Source organism: Coxiella-like endosymbiont (assembly GCF_030643785.1).
Classification (GTDB): Bacteria; Pseudomonadota; Gammaproteobacteria; order Coxiellales; family Coxiellaceae; genus Coxiella.
Genome location: NZ_CP094378.1, coordinates 1,069,672 through 1,089,772 on the forward strand (window position 1 = coordinate 1,069,672; position 20,101 = coordinate 1,089,772).

The following is a 20,101-nucleotide window of genomic DNA, read 5'->3' on the forward strand; positions in this document are numbered from 1 at the left end:
TTTATCTTTTTTCTATTGCAACAGCTTCCATAGCCCGATGACAATCTGCTTGTAACAACGCTTGGTAAAACCGATCATAACGATCCACGCAAGTCTGCAAACTGAAATGATTCGCAACCCGTTCCCTAGCTGCTTGTCCGTACTCTTTTCGTTTTTCCTCGTCCGTTATTAATGTTAATAATGCTCCAGCCAACTGTTGCGGCTCCTTAGGTGGAACTACTAATCCCGATTGGTGATGAATCACAGCCTCTGCATTACCTCCCACATCTGTCACTACCATAGATAAACTGCTGGCCATACATTCCAGTAAAGCGTTCGAGAATCCCTCTTCATGGGAACTTAAAACTCCCACATCAGAAATGGCCAATAATTGAGAAACATCGTGCCGCTGACCTAGAAATATAACTTGGTTTTTTAAATTTAAGCGATCACGCAAATCCTCCAACGCTTCTCTTTCCCCCCATTTCTTCCTATACATAATAATTTCCATTTTTTTGGCAATTTTTCTTTAATTAAAGTTAATGCGTGTAAAAGATCCTCTTGGCCTTTTCTTTTATATAAATTTGCTACATTTATGATAATAAAATCATCTTCGGCTAAACAGAGCGAGCGTTTAATAGCAGTTTTATTATAGGAAATTTGATAATTATCTAGATTTACACCATTGTAAATTAATCCCAATTTATTTGAAGAAACCCCCTCTTTTAAAAGGTCATCTCGCACTCGTAACGATGTTGCCAATATTGCTCTCATTCGTTTATGCAAGAACGGTTCTATTTGGGCAATAATAGGATGTATTTTATAATATTCATTAGTAATACGCCGACTCATCACCATGCATGGCGCACGCATCATTAACCCACTAACGGTTCCTAACAAATAGGTACCCGGCAAGAAAAAATGGAGAATTGAAGGTCGATATTTAAAAATAACTAAGCATAGGTTAAGTATCGAAGCAGAATATATAAAAGGCTTTCCAATTTTACCTAACTTGTTTAAGAATTCGCAGAAAGGCGGCGCAATAACAGGAACCTCCGCAGCAATCATTTCCTCATACATAATCCCCCGATGGTTAGTGACGTACAAAGCTATATTGTAACCTCGTTGCTTTAATAAGGGTAAGATTCGAAGCAGATGTTTTTCAGCTCCCCCAATATCTAAAGAGGGGATCGCAATAAGAATTAAACTTTTTTTATTCATTGCTAATCCACCTCCTATAGTCTTCAAAAGAATAATTCTAGCATAGACTCATCAGATAAAGGCAGATCAGATACCCTAAAAATCCAGAAGGCTGTTCCCCAAATTTTCATAGAAAATGCCTGCTTCATCATGAAGCAGAAAAATTATTGAGAACAAGACGCCAACTGAGAAGCCTCATCAATCACAATATCCCACATATGATAAGCTGATTGATTTGCAATCTCAACTCGTTGACGGGCCGTCCTACCTAAACGCTGTCTCAAGGATTCATTTTCTGCAAGATAGATCAAAGCGGCACCAAGGGCCTCTACATCCTCTGTAGGTACCACTAACCCAGTTTCTTCGTTTTTAACAAATTCCAATAGTCCTGAAGATGCGTTGCTCACCACAACTGGCAATTCCAACCCCATAGCTTCCAATAAGGCATTCGGAGTGCCTTCATAACGAGAGGGCATAACGAAAATCGTAGCGGCATGATAATAAGCAAAAACATTGGCTCTCATTCCACACCAGATAACAGAGTTTGCCAGATCCAAACTAAACGCAAGTTTTTGCAAATCTTTTCGCAACTTACCGTCACCTACAATGACAAGTCGCCACATTGGATAACGGCAAATAAATTTAGCAAACGCACGTAACAAAATATCATGACCCTTTTCATAACCTAAGCGCCCTACAGCGAGAACCACAGGAAAATTATATTTTAGTAGGCGCGGAGTTTTTTCAATATGAACGGGATTGGGAACATATTTTAATTTTTTACTCTTAACAAATTTTTCTAAAAATCTAATAGCGTCATAACTATTCGCCGTAACAACGGTGGCCTGGCGATATAACAAATAACGGAGCAAACTCCATCGTATATTCAGATATTCTTTTGCTGGGTCGCTTCGCTCTGAAATAATGACAGGAATATTCATGCCTCGAGTAGCTAAAAGCGTCAAAATATTGGTCGTACTAAGAAAGCTTAGAATACAGGCGGGACGGTTCTCGCGGATTAACGACCTCAATGCTTTTACTCTTTTAAAGGTATTCCTGATTGCATCCCAAAATCCCTCAGATTCTTTAATAAAATCAATACATTTTCGAGAAACAGCTTCTGGTAATTTAAAAAAATCTGTGTTTTCGATAGAAAAAGTAATTACACAGATTTTCTTATTGTGTCGTAACCATTCTCTCACTAAATTCAGAAGAACACGCTGAGTTCCTCCTCCTCCTAAATCCGGAATGATTATACCTATATCAAACTTTAATTTGGTCATTAATTCATTTCCAACCCACATAGGGTTCTATATATTTCAGAAGTAATCATAAATTCGCCATGACTCCCTTCTGAAACCACTTTCCCTTTGTGAAGTACTACTAAATTATCACAAAACAAAATGGAACTATGTCTATGAACGATAATGATTAAGGTCCTTTTGCCCATTAAAAACCGTAGAGCTTCATTAAATTCACTTTCTGTTTCTAAATCTAACGCGTTGGTTGTCTCAACCATAACAATAATGTTAGAGTCATAATATAAGGCTCTGCCAATTCCAGCCAGTTAGCGTTAACCTCCTGATAATTTCAAATCTTTTTCACCTATCCGGGTGTTGAGTTCATCCGGCATCTCACTCACTAAAGTTTGCAATTGTGCTATTCTTAATTGCCCGTTCTATGGTTTGATGATCGATATGATGTTCTTCTATGCCTATAACTACACTTTCCAATAATGTCTCTTCTATAAGAAGGGTATGTTGAGGCACATATCCCAACAAATGTGATAAATCCATATGGCTGTGCTTAGTAATATCCACATCGTCGCAGTAAATAGAACTACTTTTAACTGACAAGAGTCCAAGGATAACATCCAGAAACGTATTTTTCCTGCTCCAGAGGCGCCTAAAATCTCTAAAGAAGTATTTTTAGGTACTGTCAGCATAATATTTTTTAACGTTTCTTCTTTTGCCTGTGGATATTAGTAAGCAATATTCTCTAATCTTAACTCTCGTTCAAATTTAATATTGCGTTGTGTATATTGTCTCATTCTTATCTACAGCTTTGCGAACGACTAAAATATTAGCATGCATGGTATTGCCTCACATTTCCTAATACCCTATACCAAGGATATCCGTGCCATGGATGGTAACATTCTTTGAATAGAAATAGCGATAACCCGATTATCGGTAAAATAGCAACTAAATTTCCGTGAGAAAACAACAAGTAAAGAAGAACAATTAAGAGCATTGGAAAAGCTATCAAATTCATAAGCGCTGAAGGTAAAAAGAGCAAGGCAGGTAATGTCGTAACAGAAAATAAAACCAATTTAAAATCTATCCACAAAATTAAACAAGCCAAAGAAATTGCCACAATAACATCTGTCGCAATTGACAACATACAGATCACAACATTTATAGTGTAGGTAACATCCATTAATATACCTTTCGATAAGGTAGACATGTTTAGTTTAATTGCTCTTTGATAAGGCATTAAAATATAACTTTTAATACAAAATCTAGAAATTCGGGTATTTAAATTTTGAACAAATTTCGCCTAATAAAAATCATTTAAACAGGTCATTACAGCCTTCAAGACCAGCATTATAAATATTAAACCACCAATAAACATTAGAAATGAATTGTTAGTTTTAAAATGGAAGAAATTAAAAAAAAATCGAACTCAAAATTGAATTGGTTTTTATAATTTCTTGATCTCCCAATATTTTTATATAAGAAAAAATCGAACCGACACCCACAAAGCTCGATTCGATTCCTGCCGCGAAGACCATTAGAATTATCAAAATCATCAATTTTGATAATCTTTATCGTTCATGAAGGATAAAATAGTTCTGATATAATGAAACCTATAATGAAACATAGCTTACCCCTTCTCTTTATCCCAAAGCTTCTATAACCTGATCGATCCTATGCTGATAGGTATGATTATTGATGACATGCTCGTAAGCAGCTTCGGTTACTATTTTGTATATCGCTTTATCTTTAACTGAATTGATAATATCTTCTATATTAGAAAAATCCTTCGTAATGGGTAAATAATGCTTATAAGGTTTTAGTATGTCAGCATAACGTCCAAGGGTAAGGATCTGTAAAGTTTTTGTACCAATAGCATCAAAATGTCGAGAAGATATTGTCTTCGAATATTCGGGGCAAGGTAGATGTTTTTTAATAATCTGATGATAAATAACTTTAAAATCTGCGTTCTTTTCTAAATCCTCAGGAATAATAAGATATTGCTTAATTTTATTTTTTATAAATTTTGGCAAAAGTCCTCTTGCTATTGCTCTTAAGAAAGATCTTTCCTCAAAAATTGGCTTTTTACTGTTTTTTAAGAAAAAACAGTTGATTTCATCTACTAAAGCGTCGTCCTTTTGCAAATAAAAACTTCCCACTTCGGTTGCTATAGTTGCTTTACATTGATTTAAAAAAGCGGCCCATCCCTCTCTATTAAACCGAGTACTAGTATCCACATTGCATCGCAAATGGAATTTATTTGGAACTGTATCAGCAAAATACTCGAGAAGTCGGTTACGCTCATCGTCGCCGAGATGGGGGGTAACGATGAGAACGTGTACCCACGTCAACCGATCTTTTCTCATAAGTTTTTTTAGCGGAGAAAACTTTGGGATTTAGTGCATGAGGTATTGAAAGAACTGCAGAAGTACAGTCAGCATAGAGCCATTCACCCGCAGCTTGTAACAATTGGGTCGCAACAATTTGCGGTTTTATTTGTTTAAGTAGGGTTAACTTGGGTTTCATACCCAGAATAGGTAAGTTAACTTCATTACCTACAAAGCAAAGCATTTTTCCTCGTCGATATTTAAATGCTTGTACATACCGTTGAATGTATTGAAGTGAATCGCCCAAAACGGAATGATGGAGAATAATATAAGGAACTTTCTCTATCTTGTCCTGAATTTGTCTGACAAGAACTCTGTCTTCTGTAGCAATATTAATTAGATCTACTTCCAACTCGGGGCATGAAATGAAGGCGTCTAACCAGTCATCAAGGTAGGAAAGCTTTGAAGCATAAGTAAACTTAACATATACTAACGCAATCTTCATAATTATCTAATTTAAATAGTCGTTTATCGTGTTCACAATATTAAAAGCTGCATTACCATCTCCGTACTCATCAATTTCCTGGCAAGGTTGGATATATTGAGGCACTTTCCAAAGACGATTCCAACCCCTTTCAATTGTTTCTACCCATTCCGTTTCATCACGTAAGGTAACACAAGGCACACGGTGGAAATAAGCTTCCTTTTGTAACCCACCGGAATCTGTGAAAACAGATTGCGCATTCATGATGGCTACTTGCGTTTCAAAATAACCTAAAGGGTCAACTATAATTAGGCTGTCATTCATTTTTTCGTACAAATCAGGATCTATCCGTTTCTTCGTTCTCGGATGAAGGGGAAATAATATCTTATGTTTGAAGTGTTTTGCATAATCATAAACATAATGTAAAAGATCCCGAAGTTGGCTTACTTCACTTACATTGGTCTCCCGATGAATAGTTAAAAATATATATTTTCTAAAACTAAGATTATAAGCATTAAGGAATTGCTTTGAATTCAGTTTATTTTTAAAATGTTGCACCATATCATACATTACATCTCCTACGTGATGTACATTAATCATAATATTTTCGTTTTTAAGATTTTCGACGGCTCGAAAAGTTGGGCAAAAATAAATAGCACTGACTTGATCCACAAGAACGCGATTAATTTCTTCAGGCATGGATTTATTAAAGGAGCGTAATCCGGCTTCGACATGTGCAATAGGGATCTTTAATTTAGATGCTACTAAGGCTCCAGCTAGAGTAGAATTTGTGTCGCCATACACCAAAACCATATTTGGCTCTTCTTGCAACATTATCTTTTCTAAAGCAATTAACATATGACCCGTCATCTCAGCATGAGATTTATTATTTATATCAAGCTGATGTTGAGGTAAAGGTATATTTAAATCTCTAAAGAAAACTTCTGACATATTATCATCAAAATGTTGACCGGTATGAATCAGAATTTCATTCAGATTTGGAGCTGTACAAAAATGATAACTTACCACTGCAGCCTTAATAAATTGAGGCCTAGCGCCAACTACAGTTAATATTTTTCTTTTTTTGTTCTTCATCATCAATATTCCACAATTAAACTAGACTACCCTCTCCTCTATACTGAATTGATAACAAGCAAGTTCTGGCAAATAGAAGCGGTGTTGCAGAATACACCGTCTGATGGTTTCTCTATTTTGAATAGCCCATTTAATCGTCTCTTGTAACCCTTTCTCCAAGCCAATCTTTGATTTGAAACCTATTTCCTTCTCTGCTTTAACTGTATCTCCATAACGACGTCCCGAACGGTCCCAATTCCGAGCAGGTTCAAATTGAATGGATGCAGGATTCCGAGTAAGTGCATTAATGGTCTCAGCCAATTCTCTAATTGTTCGTTCTTCTCCTGAAGCTAAATTGTACACTTCCCCCGTTTTTCCCTTCAAAGCGCAGTCGATTAAGCCATCCACAATATCCTCTACGTAGATAAAATCACGTGAAACTATGCCACCATTTTCGACAGGTAGCGATTCTTCATGAATAGACTTCCAAATAAAAGTCGGAACTACATTACGCCAGACGGTAGCTGGAGTTCCACGCCATTTTCCAGCCCCTAAAATTTCTCCAGGCCCATAAACGTTTTGAAACCGTGCTTTTACAAAGGGAAACTTGTGTCGCATCCAATAGTAATTACCATAAAATTCTCCAATAATTTTGGAAATTTGATAGGGACTATCCAAAAATAGAGAAACTAGTTTATCTTCTTTAGTGGCCTCTGCTTCATCAAAAGTTTTTTCAGCCACTGTGCAACCTGCAGAGGCGTAAACAAATTTTTTAATTTCACGAGATTTAAAGTGCTCACAAAGCTTCAATGTTGTCAAAGCATTATTTCTGTGGTCTTCAACAGGATCAGCTATACTTGATTGATTGCCATGATAAGTAGCCAGATGAAAAATATAATCAAATTTTTTATCCAAACGGGCTAAAACTCTGTCATCAGAACAAGAACCATTAATCAAGCGAATTTTATCCACATTCGGTACATTAACTATATCTGCCGACAGGAAATTATCTAAAATTACAATTTCGGCCGCTCCTGCTTTAAGAAAGCGTTTACAAAGATTACTCCCTACAAACCCGGCTCCGCCAACCACTAAGACCTTACTATTTTTCATGGTTAAACCTTTTCACTCTCTTTTTCTTGTTTTAAATGAGTGTAAGTTTCCTCAATACCATATTCCTTATAGTATTGAATTGTTTTCAGAACTCCTTCATTTAAAGGTGTTTTAACGTTCCAATTAAAGTCTTTTTGGGTACGTGAAGGATCTAAAAAAATAGAAAACACATCATCAGGCTGTCTTTCTCTAACTTCTACATCCGTTTTAATATCCAAGACGGATAAAATGGCATCAAATAATTTTTTGATTGAGTAATCAGAACCAGATGATAAATGATAGGTTCCTCGTCCCTGTCCATCAATAGCGAGCAGGATGCAATCCACCATATCATCGATATAAACAAAATCACGTCGTGTATCCATAACAAAACAAGATTGATTGGAAGTAAGCCTTTTATAAAATGTCGGTAGTGGACCACTAATATTTCGAGGTCCATAAGCGTTAGCCAATCGAAAAGTCACATAATTAAGCCCAGAAAGATGCACATATTCCTCTCCAGCAGTTTTACTAATAGCATAGCTGGAGCCGCCTGGCAGAATAGGGTGATTTAAAGTAATTGGCTGCTCCAAGGGTTTAAGGCCATAACACAATGCAGTCTGAAAATAAATGAATCGGTCCACTCCTTCAACTTGCGCAGCTTGAACTACACTTGCCGTTCCTACAATGTTCGTAAGTGCATCTTCTTTCCAATTATTAGGATCTTTGTAAGACGCTGCTGCATGAACTATCACGTCGGGTTTAAATTCTTTTATTAAGGAATGGACCAATGTTGCATTGGAAATAATATCCTCGATTAGTTTTAAATTAGGATGCGGTTTAAGGTTATCTCGTCGTCCAGTCGCATAATTATCAATTGTCATCACTTGATCACCACGTGTTAAAAGACGGTCTATTAAATGCGAGCCAATAAAACCAGCACCACCCGTTACAAATATTTTTTTCATAATTATCCTCTCGCTATAGAAAATTTATTTGATTTCTATTCTTATTTAAAAACACTCTTGTTATTTAGCATTTTCTTATATTCTATATGTCTATCGAAAAAGGTTTGATACCATATCTCCAAACTCAATAACCCCCAAACTTTACGAGAAAATTTGCGTTGTTGATTCTGTATAGTATCCCATACATTTTTATAATTAAAGAAAGGCCTATTTTTTACTTTTATTGTACTAAAAGTGTCTAATAAAAATCCTTTAAGCTCATTCGAAAACCACTCTTTCAATGGCACGGGGAATCCCATTTTGTCATGCCGATTAAGCAATATTTCCGGCAAGACATTTTTATACGTATTTTTCAGTAGATGTTTCATTTTCCCTCCAGGAAATTTTATATCTGCAGGAATAGTTGCAACAAACTCAACAAGCGGATGATCAAGAAAGGGAACACGTGATTCAAGGCTATGAGCCATACTCATTCTATCTTCAATATGGAGCAAGGCAGGAAGCAAACATTTGAAATCGAAGCGAGTCATTTTATCAAAATAGGCTTTTTTCCCTACTCGAGAACTGTCATTAAATATTTCTATAAACTTTAAATTGACTGCTTCTTTATCTAACTCATCCCATATAATTTCGTTTTGCATATCTGTCGATCGATCAATTAGACGAAAGTAACGCTGATCAAGATTTTCAAATAAACCTTTACACCAAAATTCACTAATTAGTGGTTTATATTCTTGTAAGACTTGCAAGTTAGGAATAATAGATTCGGCTGTAACAACGAAGTGACCCAAATGCGCAGTCCCCTCAATAGAAGCTTTGATACATTGTTCGAAATAAGCAATCAAATAGCGCGCATAACCTCCAAAAATTTCGTCAGCTCCTTGTCCTCCCAATAAAGTTTTAACGTGCTGAGCAGCCTTTTTCGCTACCATAAATTGCGGGAAAGAACCCGGACCGGCCACAGGAAAATCCATGTGATAAATAATCTTAGTCAAATTTTCAATGAAATCTGTATATTTAATATCGACAATATGCAATGGCTGGCCAATAGAATCCGCTACTATTTGAGCATAATAACTTTCATCATAACCTTTATAATCTGTAAATCGACCATGAAAAAGTCCAGGCAATTCCCCTTGCTGCGCGTTAGCTTGAAGTGTAACAAGGCTAGAATCAATACCACCACTCAAATAAGTACCCACGGGAACGTCACTTCGTAAATGCAAATTAATACTTTCAGACAAAAGCTCCTGCAAGCGCCTTTCAAAATAGGAGGGTATATGATCATAATCAATTTGGTAAAATACATCCCAATATTTTCTACATTTGATTTCTTTTCCAGAAATCCGCAAATACTCTCCAGGCATCAATTGTTTAATATTTTCAAATAAAGTATCTGAGCCAAGCGTATATTGGAAAGTTAAATATTCACTAAAGGCATTCACATTTATATTTAATTCAGATAAGAAAGGAAGTAAGGCCTTAGTTTCAGAAGCAAAATAAAAAATGTTATCTACAATAGTATAATAAAAAGGCTTAATACCGAATCGGTCTCGAGCACAAATAAGTTCTTGGCGCTTTTCATCCCATATTGCAAAAGCAAACATTCCACGCAGATGCTGTAAAAATTCGTCACTATAACATTCGTAAGCAGCTAAAATTACTTCCGTATCTGAATAGGTTAAAAATGTCCAATTATGAGAAAGTTTTTCTCTCAATTCGATATAGTTGTAAATTTCACCATTAAAAACAATAACATTCCCACTTCTTCCAATCATGGGCTGATGTGCCGAGGCGCTAAGGTCTATAATGCTTAACCTTCTATGCGCTAAACCAATACTATATCGGCTATCGCACCAACTCCCAACATCATCGGGACCTCGATGCGACAACAAGTTACTCATTACCTCAAGATGGAATTTTATATTCGTATTAGAGAAATGATTTAAATTGCAAATTCCACTTATTCCACACATTTAAATGGTTCCACCACTAATCTCAAGCGCTTCATTGGCTTCCTCTTTTAGAAAATTATTTTCTGTTACATAGTAACGTCTACCTTCTCGTGGACACACTAAATCATACCCCAGCCGCTCACCGGCATGACTCATCCATCCAATTTGTTTAGCGGGATTGCCCACCACTAACGCATGCGGTTTAACATCTTTAGTAACCACTGCTCCTGCTCCAATAAACGAATAAGCGCCCAATTGAACCCCACAAATAATGGTGGCATTGGCACCTATCATTACTCCTCGCTCTACTCGGGTTTCTTTAAATTCATTTTTTCTTTCAATTTCAGCACGTGGATTATTTACATTCGTAAATACGCAAGAAGGGCCACAAAACACTCCATCTGCCAATGTAATTCCTTTATAGAGGCTAACATTGTTTTGTATTTTGCAACGATTACCAATGATAACGTCCGGCCCGATCATAACATTCTGTCCAATAATACAATTTTCTCCTATTTGACACCCTCCTAAGATGTGAGAAAAGTGCCATATTTTTGTACCGCGACCTAATTTCGCTCCATTATCTACAAACGCAGATTGGTGAATAAAGGCGTTGTTGTCGTTACAATTTTCTGGTTCTACACTAGGAAACTGGGAAGAGAGAGAATAATGCAACTTAAGCGAGTTTGTAGCCTGATTTAAAACCTTCAATACACGCAAACCTTCTTGAGCATCCGTAATTGCCTGGCTACGTGTAACCACGCATTCTATAAAGTGAAAACATTCTTGTTTCAATGGCTCACCTTCTGGCAAAGGAATATAATTAGCTTCAGATTTATCCGGCAACGGAATCCCATTTTGCCAGTTAATTTGATGGGGATAATGAATTAATTTTTCCTTCCAAGTTTTAGTATCATCAAAAACAGCCATTCCCTTAGAACCAATCACAATTAATTTTTGTTCTTTATAAGGATGTAACCATGAAACAAAAACTTGCGCTTGGACACCACTGGAAAATTCCAGATGTGTCGTAGTAACATCGGCAATAGATTTATGGAGAAAATATCCTCCTATTGTTTTTACCAGAATGGGTTCTTCATTTACTAAGCTTAAAATCATGGAGATGTCATGGGGCGCGAAGCTCCACAAAATATCCTCTTCCCGGCGGATTTTTCCTAAATTTAAACGATTGGAGTAAAGATATTGTAATCTTCCCAATTTCCCCTCATGAACTAGAGATTTTAATGTAATAAAAGCGGGATGATATTGTAGCAAATGGCCCACCATCAAAATGCGATTATTTTTTGAGGCAATTTGATAATTTTTTTCTGCATCTTCTATTTTTAGGGCCAAAGGTTTTTCAACGAATACATCCTTTTTTGCCTCTAAAGCTTCTCTTGTCAATTTTGCATGATGGACAGCCGGGGTTGCAATTGCAACAGCGTGATATTCTGGACTATCTAAAACTTCTTTCCAAGAAAGGAACGCGGTTCCATATTGGACGGCAAATTGTCTTGCCAGAGTTTGATTAGATTCACAAATACCGCCTAATACTGATAATTCCGCAAAATTTCGAACTAAATTTTTCCCCCAGTAGCCTGCTCCTACAACTACAACCTTTAGTGGATTCATTTATTTGCTCCTGCAAATGGAAATTAATTTCCTATAAATTTGTCACTTGAATCAAGTATCTTGGGGGACAACCACCCTCTCTACTAAAAAAATCGATTAGCGCTCAATACCTGAGCAATGTATCCGACTGCAAAAAAAATATCAAGATACTCTAAAAAGTTAGAATATTTAGCTAATAGTCACCATGTTCAAGAGTTCTTCACAAATCGAGTCAACTCCTTCTTCCATCAAATAAGGGTGGAATGGTAAACTTAAAACTTTCTGGCTTGCAATTTCGGCTTCAGGATAATTGTAATCATCTTGCAGATAATTCCGAATGGCCGGTTGCTTATGCAATGGTTGTGGATAATGAACGGCTGTGGGAATACCTGCATTATTCAAGACAGATCGAACTTCTTGTCGTCGTTCCACTCGAACAGTGTATTGTGCAAAAGCACTAACATTCCCAGCCTCAATATGAGGTGTAACAAGATGATCGCCCAATTTTTGGGAATACCATTTCGCTACTTGTTGGCGGCGTTTTAATTCTTCGGGGAAGACTTCTAATTTTGCCAATAAAACGGCCGCCTGTAAGGTATCAAAGCGTACATTTAAACCAATTTGAATATGACGATAACGTGTTTGTTGTCCGTGATTACGAATTAAGCGTATCTTTTCAGCTAAAACATCATCATTTGTAAAACAAGCACCGCCATCACCATAGCATCCCAAGGGTTTAGAAGGAAAGAAACTCGTGCAGCCTATAGTCGTAAGGCCACAAGATTGACGCCCCCAATGGGTGGCTCCTAAACTTTGGGCGCCATCTTCAATAATGGGAAGACCATAACGATGAGCAATGGCATTAATTGCTCTCATATTAGCGCACTGACCATACAAACTAACAGGCATAATTGCTTTCGTTCGCCCAGTAATCGCAAACTCGATTTGAGAAGGCTCTATGTTGTACGTACGAGGATCAATATCGACAAAAACAAGCTTAGCCCCTAAAAAAACAATAGTTTCTGCACTGGCAAAAAAGCTAAATGACGAAGTAATTACTTCGTCACCTGGACCGATCCCCAATGCCAATAATGCAACCAATAAAGCCATTGTTCCATTAGAAAGGGTAATACAATGACGAACACCTACCCATTCAGCCAGGTGATGTTCTAATTCCTCCACTTCTGGACCCATGATATATTGTCCATGATCCAAGACGGCCTGAATATTCTTATTGACAGTGCTTTTTATCAGACGATATTGTTGATTTAAATCAATAAATTTCATCATCCCGATGCCCCTCTCTGTTATTTGCCTGCCATTGCGGACAAATATTACTCTAAAACAAACTTTAACTGCAATCTCAATTATCCACGGCTTTGCTCACTATTTCCTAAGTTCCTTCCCAAGCAAGTGCTTTTTTCACGAACGATTGTTTACTCTGCTTATTCGATTTAAAATCATTGTTCATCGACGGCGAAAATCGCAATAGTGATTTTAAAGAATCTCTCGTGTATGATTTTATAATTATGAAATTCACTCCTCTCACAGCCTTATCACCTCTGGATGGCCGATATCATAAAAAATTGGATAATTTACGACCAATTCTCAGCGAGCATGGTCTCATTCGATACCGCATTTTAATTGAATTACAATGGCTACTTTTTTTATCTCGTGAACGCTTCCTTACCGAAATTCCAAAATTAACTACACCAGATTATGAAAAATTAGAAGCGATTTCAAAAAATTTTGATCTACAAGCTGCAGAAACGATTAAAGAAATCGAAAAAACTACCAATCACGACGTCAAAGCAGTCGAATATTATTTACAACAAGAACTAAAAAAAGAAAAACGATTCATGGATTTGATCCACTTCATCCATTTTGGTTGCACTTCCGAAGATATCAATAATCTTTCTTATTCTCTTATGATTAATGAAGCTCGTGAGACAGTTTTGGTTCCCATTCTTAAAAAAATTGGACTACGTTTGCAGGCTATGATATCAGACTACGCGAACTTTCCTCTACTGAGTCGCACTCATGGCCAACCCGCTACACCAACAACTTTAGGCAAAGAATTAGCAAATATAGTAGCCCGTGTTCACTCCCAATATCAGCATTTTGCAAACCTGAAATTATTAGCCAAGATAAATGGTGCCGTTGGCAATTTTAATGCTCATCAAGCGGCATATCCTAATTTTGACTGGCCTGGTTTTGCGAAACGCTTTGTCGAATCGCTCGGGTTAGAAGCCAATGAGTATACCACCCAAATTGAGCCTCATGATCGGTTGAGTGAGCTCTTACAATCACTAATTCGTCTTAACAATATTCTAGTCGATTGTTGCCGAGATATATGGGGCTATATTAGTCTAGGCTATTTTTATCAGAAAGCCGTAAAAAATGAAGTTGGTTCTTCAACAATGCCCCATAAAGTAAATCCTATTGATTTTGAAAATGCCGAAGGCAATTTAGGGCTCGCTAATGCGTTAGCCGATCATATGGCAAATAAACTCCCGATATCACGCTGGCAAAGGGATTTAACAGATTCTACGGTTTTGCGAAATTTGGGATCTGTGTTTGGCTACTCGCTTGTTGCCTATGAGTCGTTATTTAAAGGCCTAAAAAAAATAAACGCTAACAAAAATCGAATCAAGGAAGACCTTAATTCTCATTGGGAAGTACTAGCGGAAGCACTACAAACGGTCATGCGTCGATACGGCGTATCAGACGCTTATGAGCAATTGAAAGAATTGACTCGAGATAAATCGATTAATGAAAATCAATTGAAAGACTTTGTTGAAAAATTACCTATTCCCCAGGAAGCGAAAGAATATTTAAAATCACTCACTCCTAGCAATTATACTGGCTTCGCTGCATCGCTCGCAAAAAAGTCGGCAATTTTAAATGGAATTAATCATTAGAATTAATCATTAATTTATTAAAGGATAATAGCCACACTATGCTAGATTTTCTCTTCAAACCTGACGAAAATGGAGAACCTTATATCAAAACTAACATTTCGGTTAAAGCTTTATTAACTATCCTCCTAATTAAATAAAGGAACTACATTTAGTAAAGAAGAACGGCAAATTTTTAACTTAAGAGGGAAATTATCCAATAGGATGGAAAGTCTTAATAATCAGGTGGTCCTAGCTTACTTGCAATACAAATACTTCGATATTCAAATTAATCATAATAATTACTTAAATCAGCTTAAATACTAATCAAGTTTTGTTCTATCGTTTGATTAAAGATCACTTACAAGAAATGCTACCAACTATTTATACTTCTATTGTATTGTAGGAAATGCCGTGCCGCGCATTTAATAAAAAATTTATGCATCCACGTGCGTGATCTTTACATTTCCTACGAAGATCGTAAGAACATTCCTGAAATTTTAGATAATCAATCTAATCCCCTCATCGACCTTATTGTTGTTAGCGATAGTAAAGTCGTGCTTGGCATCGGAGATCAATGGGATAAGTGCTATATCCAACAGAAAAATGCGAAGTAGAACCCACTGATCTCTTCCAGTGGAGTAGGGGAAAAGTATTAATTGCGACCGGCAGTCCTTTTTAAGATATTATTTTTGAAAATAAGAAATTTCCCATAAGTCAATAAGTCAATGTAATAATTATTTAGTTTTTCCAGGAATTGGTCTTAGTGTTATTGCTATTAAAGCCAAACAAATTACTGACAATATGTTTTGGAGTACCAGCGAAGCCTTAAGAGTCGATATGTGGACGAAACTACTCATCGTTTACTGTCAGGCATTCCTCAGGCACAGGCATAAGAAGCCTCTTATCCATGTGGCTATTGTGCAGTAGCAAAAACTGCTATTAAAGAGGGTGTGACAGAAGTTTCCAGTGACCAATCCGTAAAAGCTCTCGTGAAGCAAAATATTTGGGAACCTCATTATCTTCTTTATCGAAGAAAACATGATTAATGTCTTCACTCCACTTAAACAGGTGGTTCAGCAACCACCGTATTTCATTTCAAACAAAGTTATCTCCTAGTTCAACCCCACAAATCTTCTCTAAATTCATAACTTTTCTCAAAAGATTGTCCTTCTGCTTTAAAGAAACGAGTCGTAGTAGTCCACATTTTCTTAAAGACCTCGCTGTGATTCATATTAATGGTTTCAGCTAAAGTATATTTTTCCCTTCCCTCAATGACGAATTAAATCCTTTATTTTAGCGATATCCTTATTCTGTAATATCAATCATCCTTTATCTTGTCTATCACGGTGACGACGGGGCCCGCAATTAATTTATCAACATCATTAAGATATAGAGCATTTCTGCCTTCGAGATCAATTCCTCTAAAAAAATTTTAATGACTTCATTATTCAAATTTCTTATTTTTTCTCTGAGCTTAATATTTAAACATAGATAAAGTTAAATTCGATAGATCTTGCGCTGCTTAGCCCGAAGTGAATGTAATAAAGATCGAGCATAATACAAATTGATAAATGAAATGCTGCACCTAATGAAGAACGGGATATTTTAACACCAAAGACACCAAGTCCAGACATATAAGCACCTGTTATTTCAGCACCTATAATGGTCAAAGTAATAGGCCCTGCAAACGTTTTAGTTAAAATTCCTCCTACCCATTAATAAACCAGTAATAATACTTAAAGCATAAAAATAGATAAGACAACGCGCGCACATTTTTTAAGAAAGGATACTGTATACTTCTACTCTTTGAGTTCCTGATAACCTTCACTGAACTCCCATTTTTTTCTTCTTCACTTAATACAACTCTTTCAAAATTAGAAATAATGATTTATTGCAGAAAGATTAGCCTGAAAAATTTTTATATCCTTGCTACTTTAACTTCCTAAACCGTTTTTAGCACAGGAATCGATGACCACCATGGCAGTATAACACTTCTTTCAATTCTTTTAACTTTTTATAGCTTGGTCAACAAAAGCTCCTAGATTCAAAAGTTCTTCATTCATTTCACCTTTCTTGTAGAGCTCTTGCAGAGCTATGGAACTCAGTTTTGATTTAATTACCTTTAAGGGATAAAATAATCCATAATAATTATTTACAAAGTTTATCAATGTTATCTTATTTTTTCTTATCTGAAGCCTTTATAGGTAGGGAAATAACCTTGAAAAAAATTTATTTCTTAATCTGTTATCACTGATTTACCTACTCTGCTTAAATATTTATGATAAACATTCGACGGTGAGTGTTTACTTGTTTTTACCAAACAACAAAAAATTCTCTGGAGGTTATATTTAAAAGAATAATTTTTATTGATTAAGAACTTATTAAGTTCAGGTATTAATTTGTAAAATTTTTTTAATACAGAGATTCATTCTATGATATTTTCTAGCCAGTGAAGTTCGAATGACACCGTCATTTTCACGATAACAATGACAGATAACCAGGATATGAGCTGGACTCAATCCCATTTATTCTTTAACAAGATCCGGATATTTTGGATTTTTTAATGTATCCTTTAAAAAAGGAACACTTAGGAATGACTTTATAGTGGTGCTCTCTGACGTATTCTAAAGAATGTTGCACTATTTCTACTGCAATTCCTTGATTTCTCAAAGATTTTGGAACAAAAGTGCTAGTGAAATCTAAAGTGTCGTCATCTATTTTTTATGTTTTAATTTACCGGTTTCACCTTTAAAATTTGCGTAAAAACATTTGACTTCGTCGTGTTTAATATCAAGCTTCATGCTATTCTCCTTTAGTGTTAGGATAGATAACTTCTTTATCACACATAGCGAATTCAAAGGATTTTAATTTGGTACACCTCCTATTTAAGAATCAAAAGTAAATTTAGCTTGACTAGAAAAACTATATTATGATCATGAATAACTCTGGGATTGGTTTTATGACCTGTTTCTTATTATAGGCTTTTTGTTATGATTGATTTAAATTCTGGTTGGAAGGGCCTCCTTAGGTCTTGGATCTTGTTTCCTTTCCAAAATGATGTTCTGAGAATATTAGCTCTTGAGGAGTCGGAAATGAGTATTAAAAACAAAGAGATCATTATCTTTGATAAAAATAATTATCAAGAATTAGAACTTTGATTAATACCCACACTGCTTCGGATGAAAGAAAAAATAGCAAAAGTCACTGTCGTGGCGCCTAAAGCTAAACAAACTTATAAAAGTAAACTTGGATACCTTTATAATTTCTGATGCTGATGCGAACTCAATTGATCCATAATAATATGGACAAGTTAATCATTCCCGGTGGGTCTATACGCCAGATAAAATTCGAATTAATTCTGGAATGATTGATTTAGTAGGTGTCGTGTTCGAACGGAAAAACGGTTACTGCGATTTGTCACGCCGATTGGGTTTTTTAGTATCTGCCCATATTTTAAAAGGCAAGAAATTGATTTGTTATCACATAATAAAAGATGACGTCATCAATGCAGGAGGTAATTATGTAGACCAACCTGTAGTTAAAGATGGTAATTTAATTACTTTCAGGCAGCCGAATGATTTACCGAAATTTTACGAAACTATTATTACTTCTCTTTAAGAATAATTTAGGGAATGAAGGTGATGCGCCAAAAAGCTCATAAAATTTAGTAATGAAAGTCAAGGCTAGGTAAAAGACAATTTAAGCTCTTTCTATAGAATATCTATTTTCATTATTTTTTGGATTTATAGTTTGAAAAGAAATTCAAATCATAATTCTCAGTACCAAAATAATAAAGTGATATCATTTTGTTTTATTTGGATGGGAATTCAATACTAGTTCTCTCTCAGAGAAATATTTTTTTCATAGATAAAAGATTAATTAAGAAATACTCAATGAGTATGTTTGTATTGACTAATGAAATAATAATACAGTTGAATATAATACATTTATAGAATCAGAAATTAATTATTAAAGTAAAATAAATAAACTGCAACTTGGAAAGAATTTTAAAAGTACATAAATAAAATATCGTGAAAACAATGATGAGGATATATTTCTTCAGATGTAGAAATTTTGGCTCGCGTTGTTTTAGATTATGTTAGAATTGCTTTTTATTTTGGTAATACGAATAAAGATCTACCTAAAATTTTTCAATCTCAATTAAATTTTTTTAATATTGAAATTATATCTCTCATTCAAAATGAAATTATTTTTTATAAAAAATTAAAAAAATAAACTAAATAAAAGTTTAGCGTTCTCATCTCATAAAGATATATCAAAATTTAAAAAAATCCTGAAAAATATTGGAGATTATTATTAGGAGTTGGATTTAAAATTTTTGGATAATGTTACTTCTTTATGAAGTTTTTGCTTCCTCATTTCATGGAATTAGAAATTATGAAGTGATGGCTGAATTCGTGCTTTTTAGTTCTATTCTGAGAGATGTTCCTTCTAATATTAGTTATATCAGAATTTCTTTTGGTGATTGAGCTCAAATAGGTTATTTAATTATTTTTCCTTGGATTAGAGCGGATGGTAAAATTTTTGTTTCGAAAGGAAGTATTCGCGAAACGGAAGAAATTTCATATTACCAATCATTTAGAATAATTTTTGACATCGAATCTGATAGCGAAAGAGAGTGTTACAAAAAGGATCTAGCAGAGATTAAATTTCAAAATTTTGTTAGAGATCATAATAAAGAAAATATTTTGATAAAGATTGAGGCGCGATCTGACTAATTTCGTAATTTATTTAAAGAAAAAATGATGAAAGCAACAAGGCATACAGATACTTCAACTCTATCTCCTGAATTATTTTTGAAAATCGATCGAGAGATAAGAAAAAGGATGGAAGATTTTAGCGATTTCGTTTCTTTTTCGACACACGAATCGTCGTTAGTGTATTAATTAAAAAAGAGAAAAATTGATATCAAGTTTTTAAAAACACAAAAATTGCCGTTTCGATCATATTTTCTAACATGATCGAAACGACAATTTTAAAATTTTCTTAGTTCGTATTGGAGGAAAATAGGGAGCCTTATTTAGGGTAAGGTAACAACGCGCACTCCAGGTGGTATCAGTAACTTACTGTACTAGTTTAAATTCTTAAAGTGAAAAAAATTCCTAACAAATAACCACCTGGCACTAAAATAACCCAAATAACAGCTTAGTTAACCTATAGGTGCGGATATTGTAAAACCACGTAAAGCTCTGGTTAAAATACTGTGCCAAGCATCAAAAAACAATACTAAAAGACAA

17 protein-coding genes and 2 pseudogenes are annotated in these 20,101 nt (G+C 35.3%); 5 read left to right on the forward strand and 14 right to left on the reverse strand.

Annotated features, from left to right (window positions below; all coding sequences use genetic code 11):
* Position 1: 1 nt before the first annotated feature.
* From MRH55_RS05615 to MRH55_RS05675, 13 genes and pseudogenes are all read right to left on the reverse strand, one after another.
* Positions 2-1,200 (reverse strand): annotated as a pseudogene (locus tag MRH55_RS05615) (glycosyltransferase family 4 protein).
* A 143-nt stretch (positions 1,201-1,343) separates the two neighbouring features.
* Positions 1,344-2,462: a glycosyltransferase family 4 protein gene (locus tag MRH55_RS05620; RefSeq protein ID WP_304985249.1), complete on the reverse strand. Its 1,119-nt coding sequence runs from the start codon at positions 2,460-2,462 to the stop codon at positions 1,344-1,346.
* Complete coding sequence (locus MRH55_RS05625) at positions 2,462-2,698, reverse strand: hypothetical protein (RefSeq protein WP_304985250.1); 237 nt, start codon at positions 2,696-2,698, stop codon at positions 2,462-2,464. The genes MRH55_RS05620 and MRH55_RS05625 overlap by 1 nt, the downstream gene beginning before the upstream one ends.
* A gap of 115 nt (positions 2,699-2,813) precedes the next feature.
* Positions 2,814-3,035, reverse strand: a complete 222-nt coding sequence (locus MRH55_RS05630; protein ID WP_304985251.1) for a P-loop NTPase family protein — start codon at positions 3,033-3,035, stop codon at positions 2,814-2,816.
* Positions 3,036-3,261: 226 nt separating this feature from the next.
* Complete coding sequence (locus MRH55_RS05635) at positions 3,262-3,615, reverse strand: hypothetical protein (protein ID WP_304985252.1); 354 nt, start codon at positions 3,613-3,615, stop codon at positions 3,262-3,264.
* A gap of 460 nt (positions 3,616-4,075) precedes the next feature.
* Positions 4,076-4,783, reverse strand: a complete 708-nt coding sequence (locus MRH55_RS05640) for a glycosyltransferase (protein ID WP_304985253.1) — start codon at positions 4,781-4,783, stop codon at positions 4,076-4,078.
* Positions 4,734-5,264, reverse strand: a complete 531-nt coding sequence (locus tag MRH55_RS05645) for a hypothetical protein (RefSeq protein WP_304985254.1) — start codon at positions 5,262-5,264, stop codon at positions 4,734-4,736. The genes MRH55_RS05640 and MRH55_RS05645 overlap by 50 nt, the downstream gene beginning before the upstream one ends.
* A gap of 6 nt (positions 5,265-5,270) precedes the next feature.
* Positions 5,271-6,341, reverse strand: a complete 1,071-nt coding sequence (gene wecB / locus MRH55_RS05650; RefSeq protein ID WP_304985255.1) for a non-hydrolyzing UDP-N-acetylglucosamine 2-epimerase — start codon at positions 6,339-6,341, stop codon at positions 5,271-5,273.
* A gap of 18 nt (positions 6,342-6,359) precedes the next feature.
* Positions 6,360-7,430: an NAD-dependent epimerase/dehydratase family protein gene (locus MRH55_RS05655; protein ID WP_304985256.1), complete on the reverse strand. Its 1,071-nt coding sequence runs from the start codon at positions 7,428-7,430 to the stop codon at positions 6,360-6,362.
* 2 nt (positions 7,431-7,432) lie between these two features.
* A complete protein-coding gene (locus tag MRH55_RS05660) occupies positions 7,433-8,377 on the reverse strand; it encodes an NAD-dependent epimerase/dehydratase family protein (protein ID WP_304985257.1) in 945 nt (314 codons plus the stop codon).
* 41 nt (positions 8,378-8,418) lie between these two features.
* Positions 8,419-10,353, reverse strand: a complete 1,935-nt coding sequence (gene asnB, locus MRH55_RS05665; RefSeq protein WP_304985258.1) for an asparagine synthase (glutamine-hydrolyzing) — start codon at positions 10,351-10,353, stop codon at positions 8,419-8,421.
* Positions 10,354-11,964: a Gfo/Idh/MocA family oxidoreductase gene (locus tag MRH55_RS05670; RefSeq protein WP_304985259.1), complete on the reverse strand. Its 1,611-nt coding sequence runs from the start codon at positions 11,962-11,964 to the stop codon at positions 10,354-10,356.
* Positions 11,965-12,132: 168 nt separating this feature from the next.
* Complete coding sequence (locus MRH55_RS05675; protein WP_439647893.1) at positions 12,133-13,230, reverse strand: DegT/DnrJ/EryC1/StrS family aminotransferase; 1,098 nt, start codon at positions 13,228-13,230, stop codon at positions 12,133-12,135.
* Between the two features lie 242 nt (positions 13,231-13,472).
* Here MRH55_RS05675 and purB point away from each other — a divergent pair.
* From purB to MRH55_RS05695, 4 genes and pseudogenes are all read left to right on the forward strand, one after another.
* Positions 13,473-14,857 (forward strand): annotated as a pseudogene (gene purB / locus MRH55_RS05680) (adenylosuccinate lyase).
* A 432-nt stretch (positions 14,858-15,289) separates the two neighbouring features.
* A complete protein-coding gene (locus MRH55_RS05685; protein ID WP_304985262.1) occupies positions 15,290-15,457 on the forward strand; it encodes a hypothetical protein in 168 nt (55 codons plus the stop codon).
* Positions 15,427-15,522 carry a malic enzyme-like NAD(P)-binding protein gene (locus MRH55_RS05690; RefSeq protein WP_304985263.1) on the forward strand — a complete coding sequence of 32 codons (96 nt, stop codon included), beginning with the start codon at positions 15,427-15,429 and terminating at the stop codon, positions 15,520-15,522. Before MRH55_RS05685 ends, MRH55_RS05690 begins: the two co-directional genes overlap by 31 nt.
* Positions 15,523-15,611: 89 nt before the next feature.
* Positions 15,612-15,770, forward strand: a complete 159-nt coding sequence (locus tag MRH55_RS05695) for a hypothetical protein (RefSeq protein ID WP_304986150.1) — start codon at positions 15,612-15,614, stop codon at positions 15,768-15,770.
* A 1,605-nt stretch (positions 15,771-17,375) separates the two neighbouring features.
* On the opposite strand, the gene MRH55_RS07860 is transcribed toward MRH55_RS05695, so the two are convergent.
* Positions 17,376-17,513 carry a GNAT family N-acetyltransferase gene (locus tag MRH55_RS07860; RefSeq protein WP_369421072.1) on the reverse strand — a complete coding sequence of 46 codons (138 nt, stop codon included), beginning with the start codon at positions 17,511-17,513 and terminating at the stop codon, positions 17,376-17,378.
* Between the two features lie 693 nt (positions 17,514-18,206).
* Between MRH55_RS07860 and MRH55_RS05700 the strand changes: the two genes are divergently transcribed.
* Positions 18,207-18,461: a DJ-1/PfpI family protein gene (locus MRH55_RS05700; protein WP_304985264.1), complete on the forward strand. Its 255-nt coding sequence runs from the start codon at positions 18,207-18,209 to the stop codon at positions 18,459-18,461.
* Positions 18,462-20,101: the final 1,640 nt, after the last annotated feature.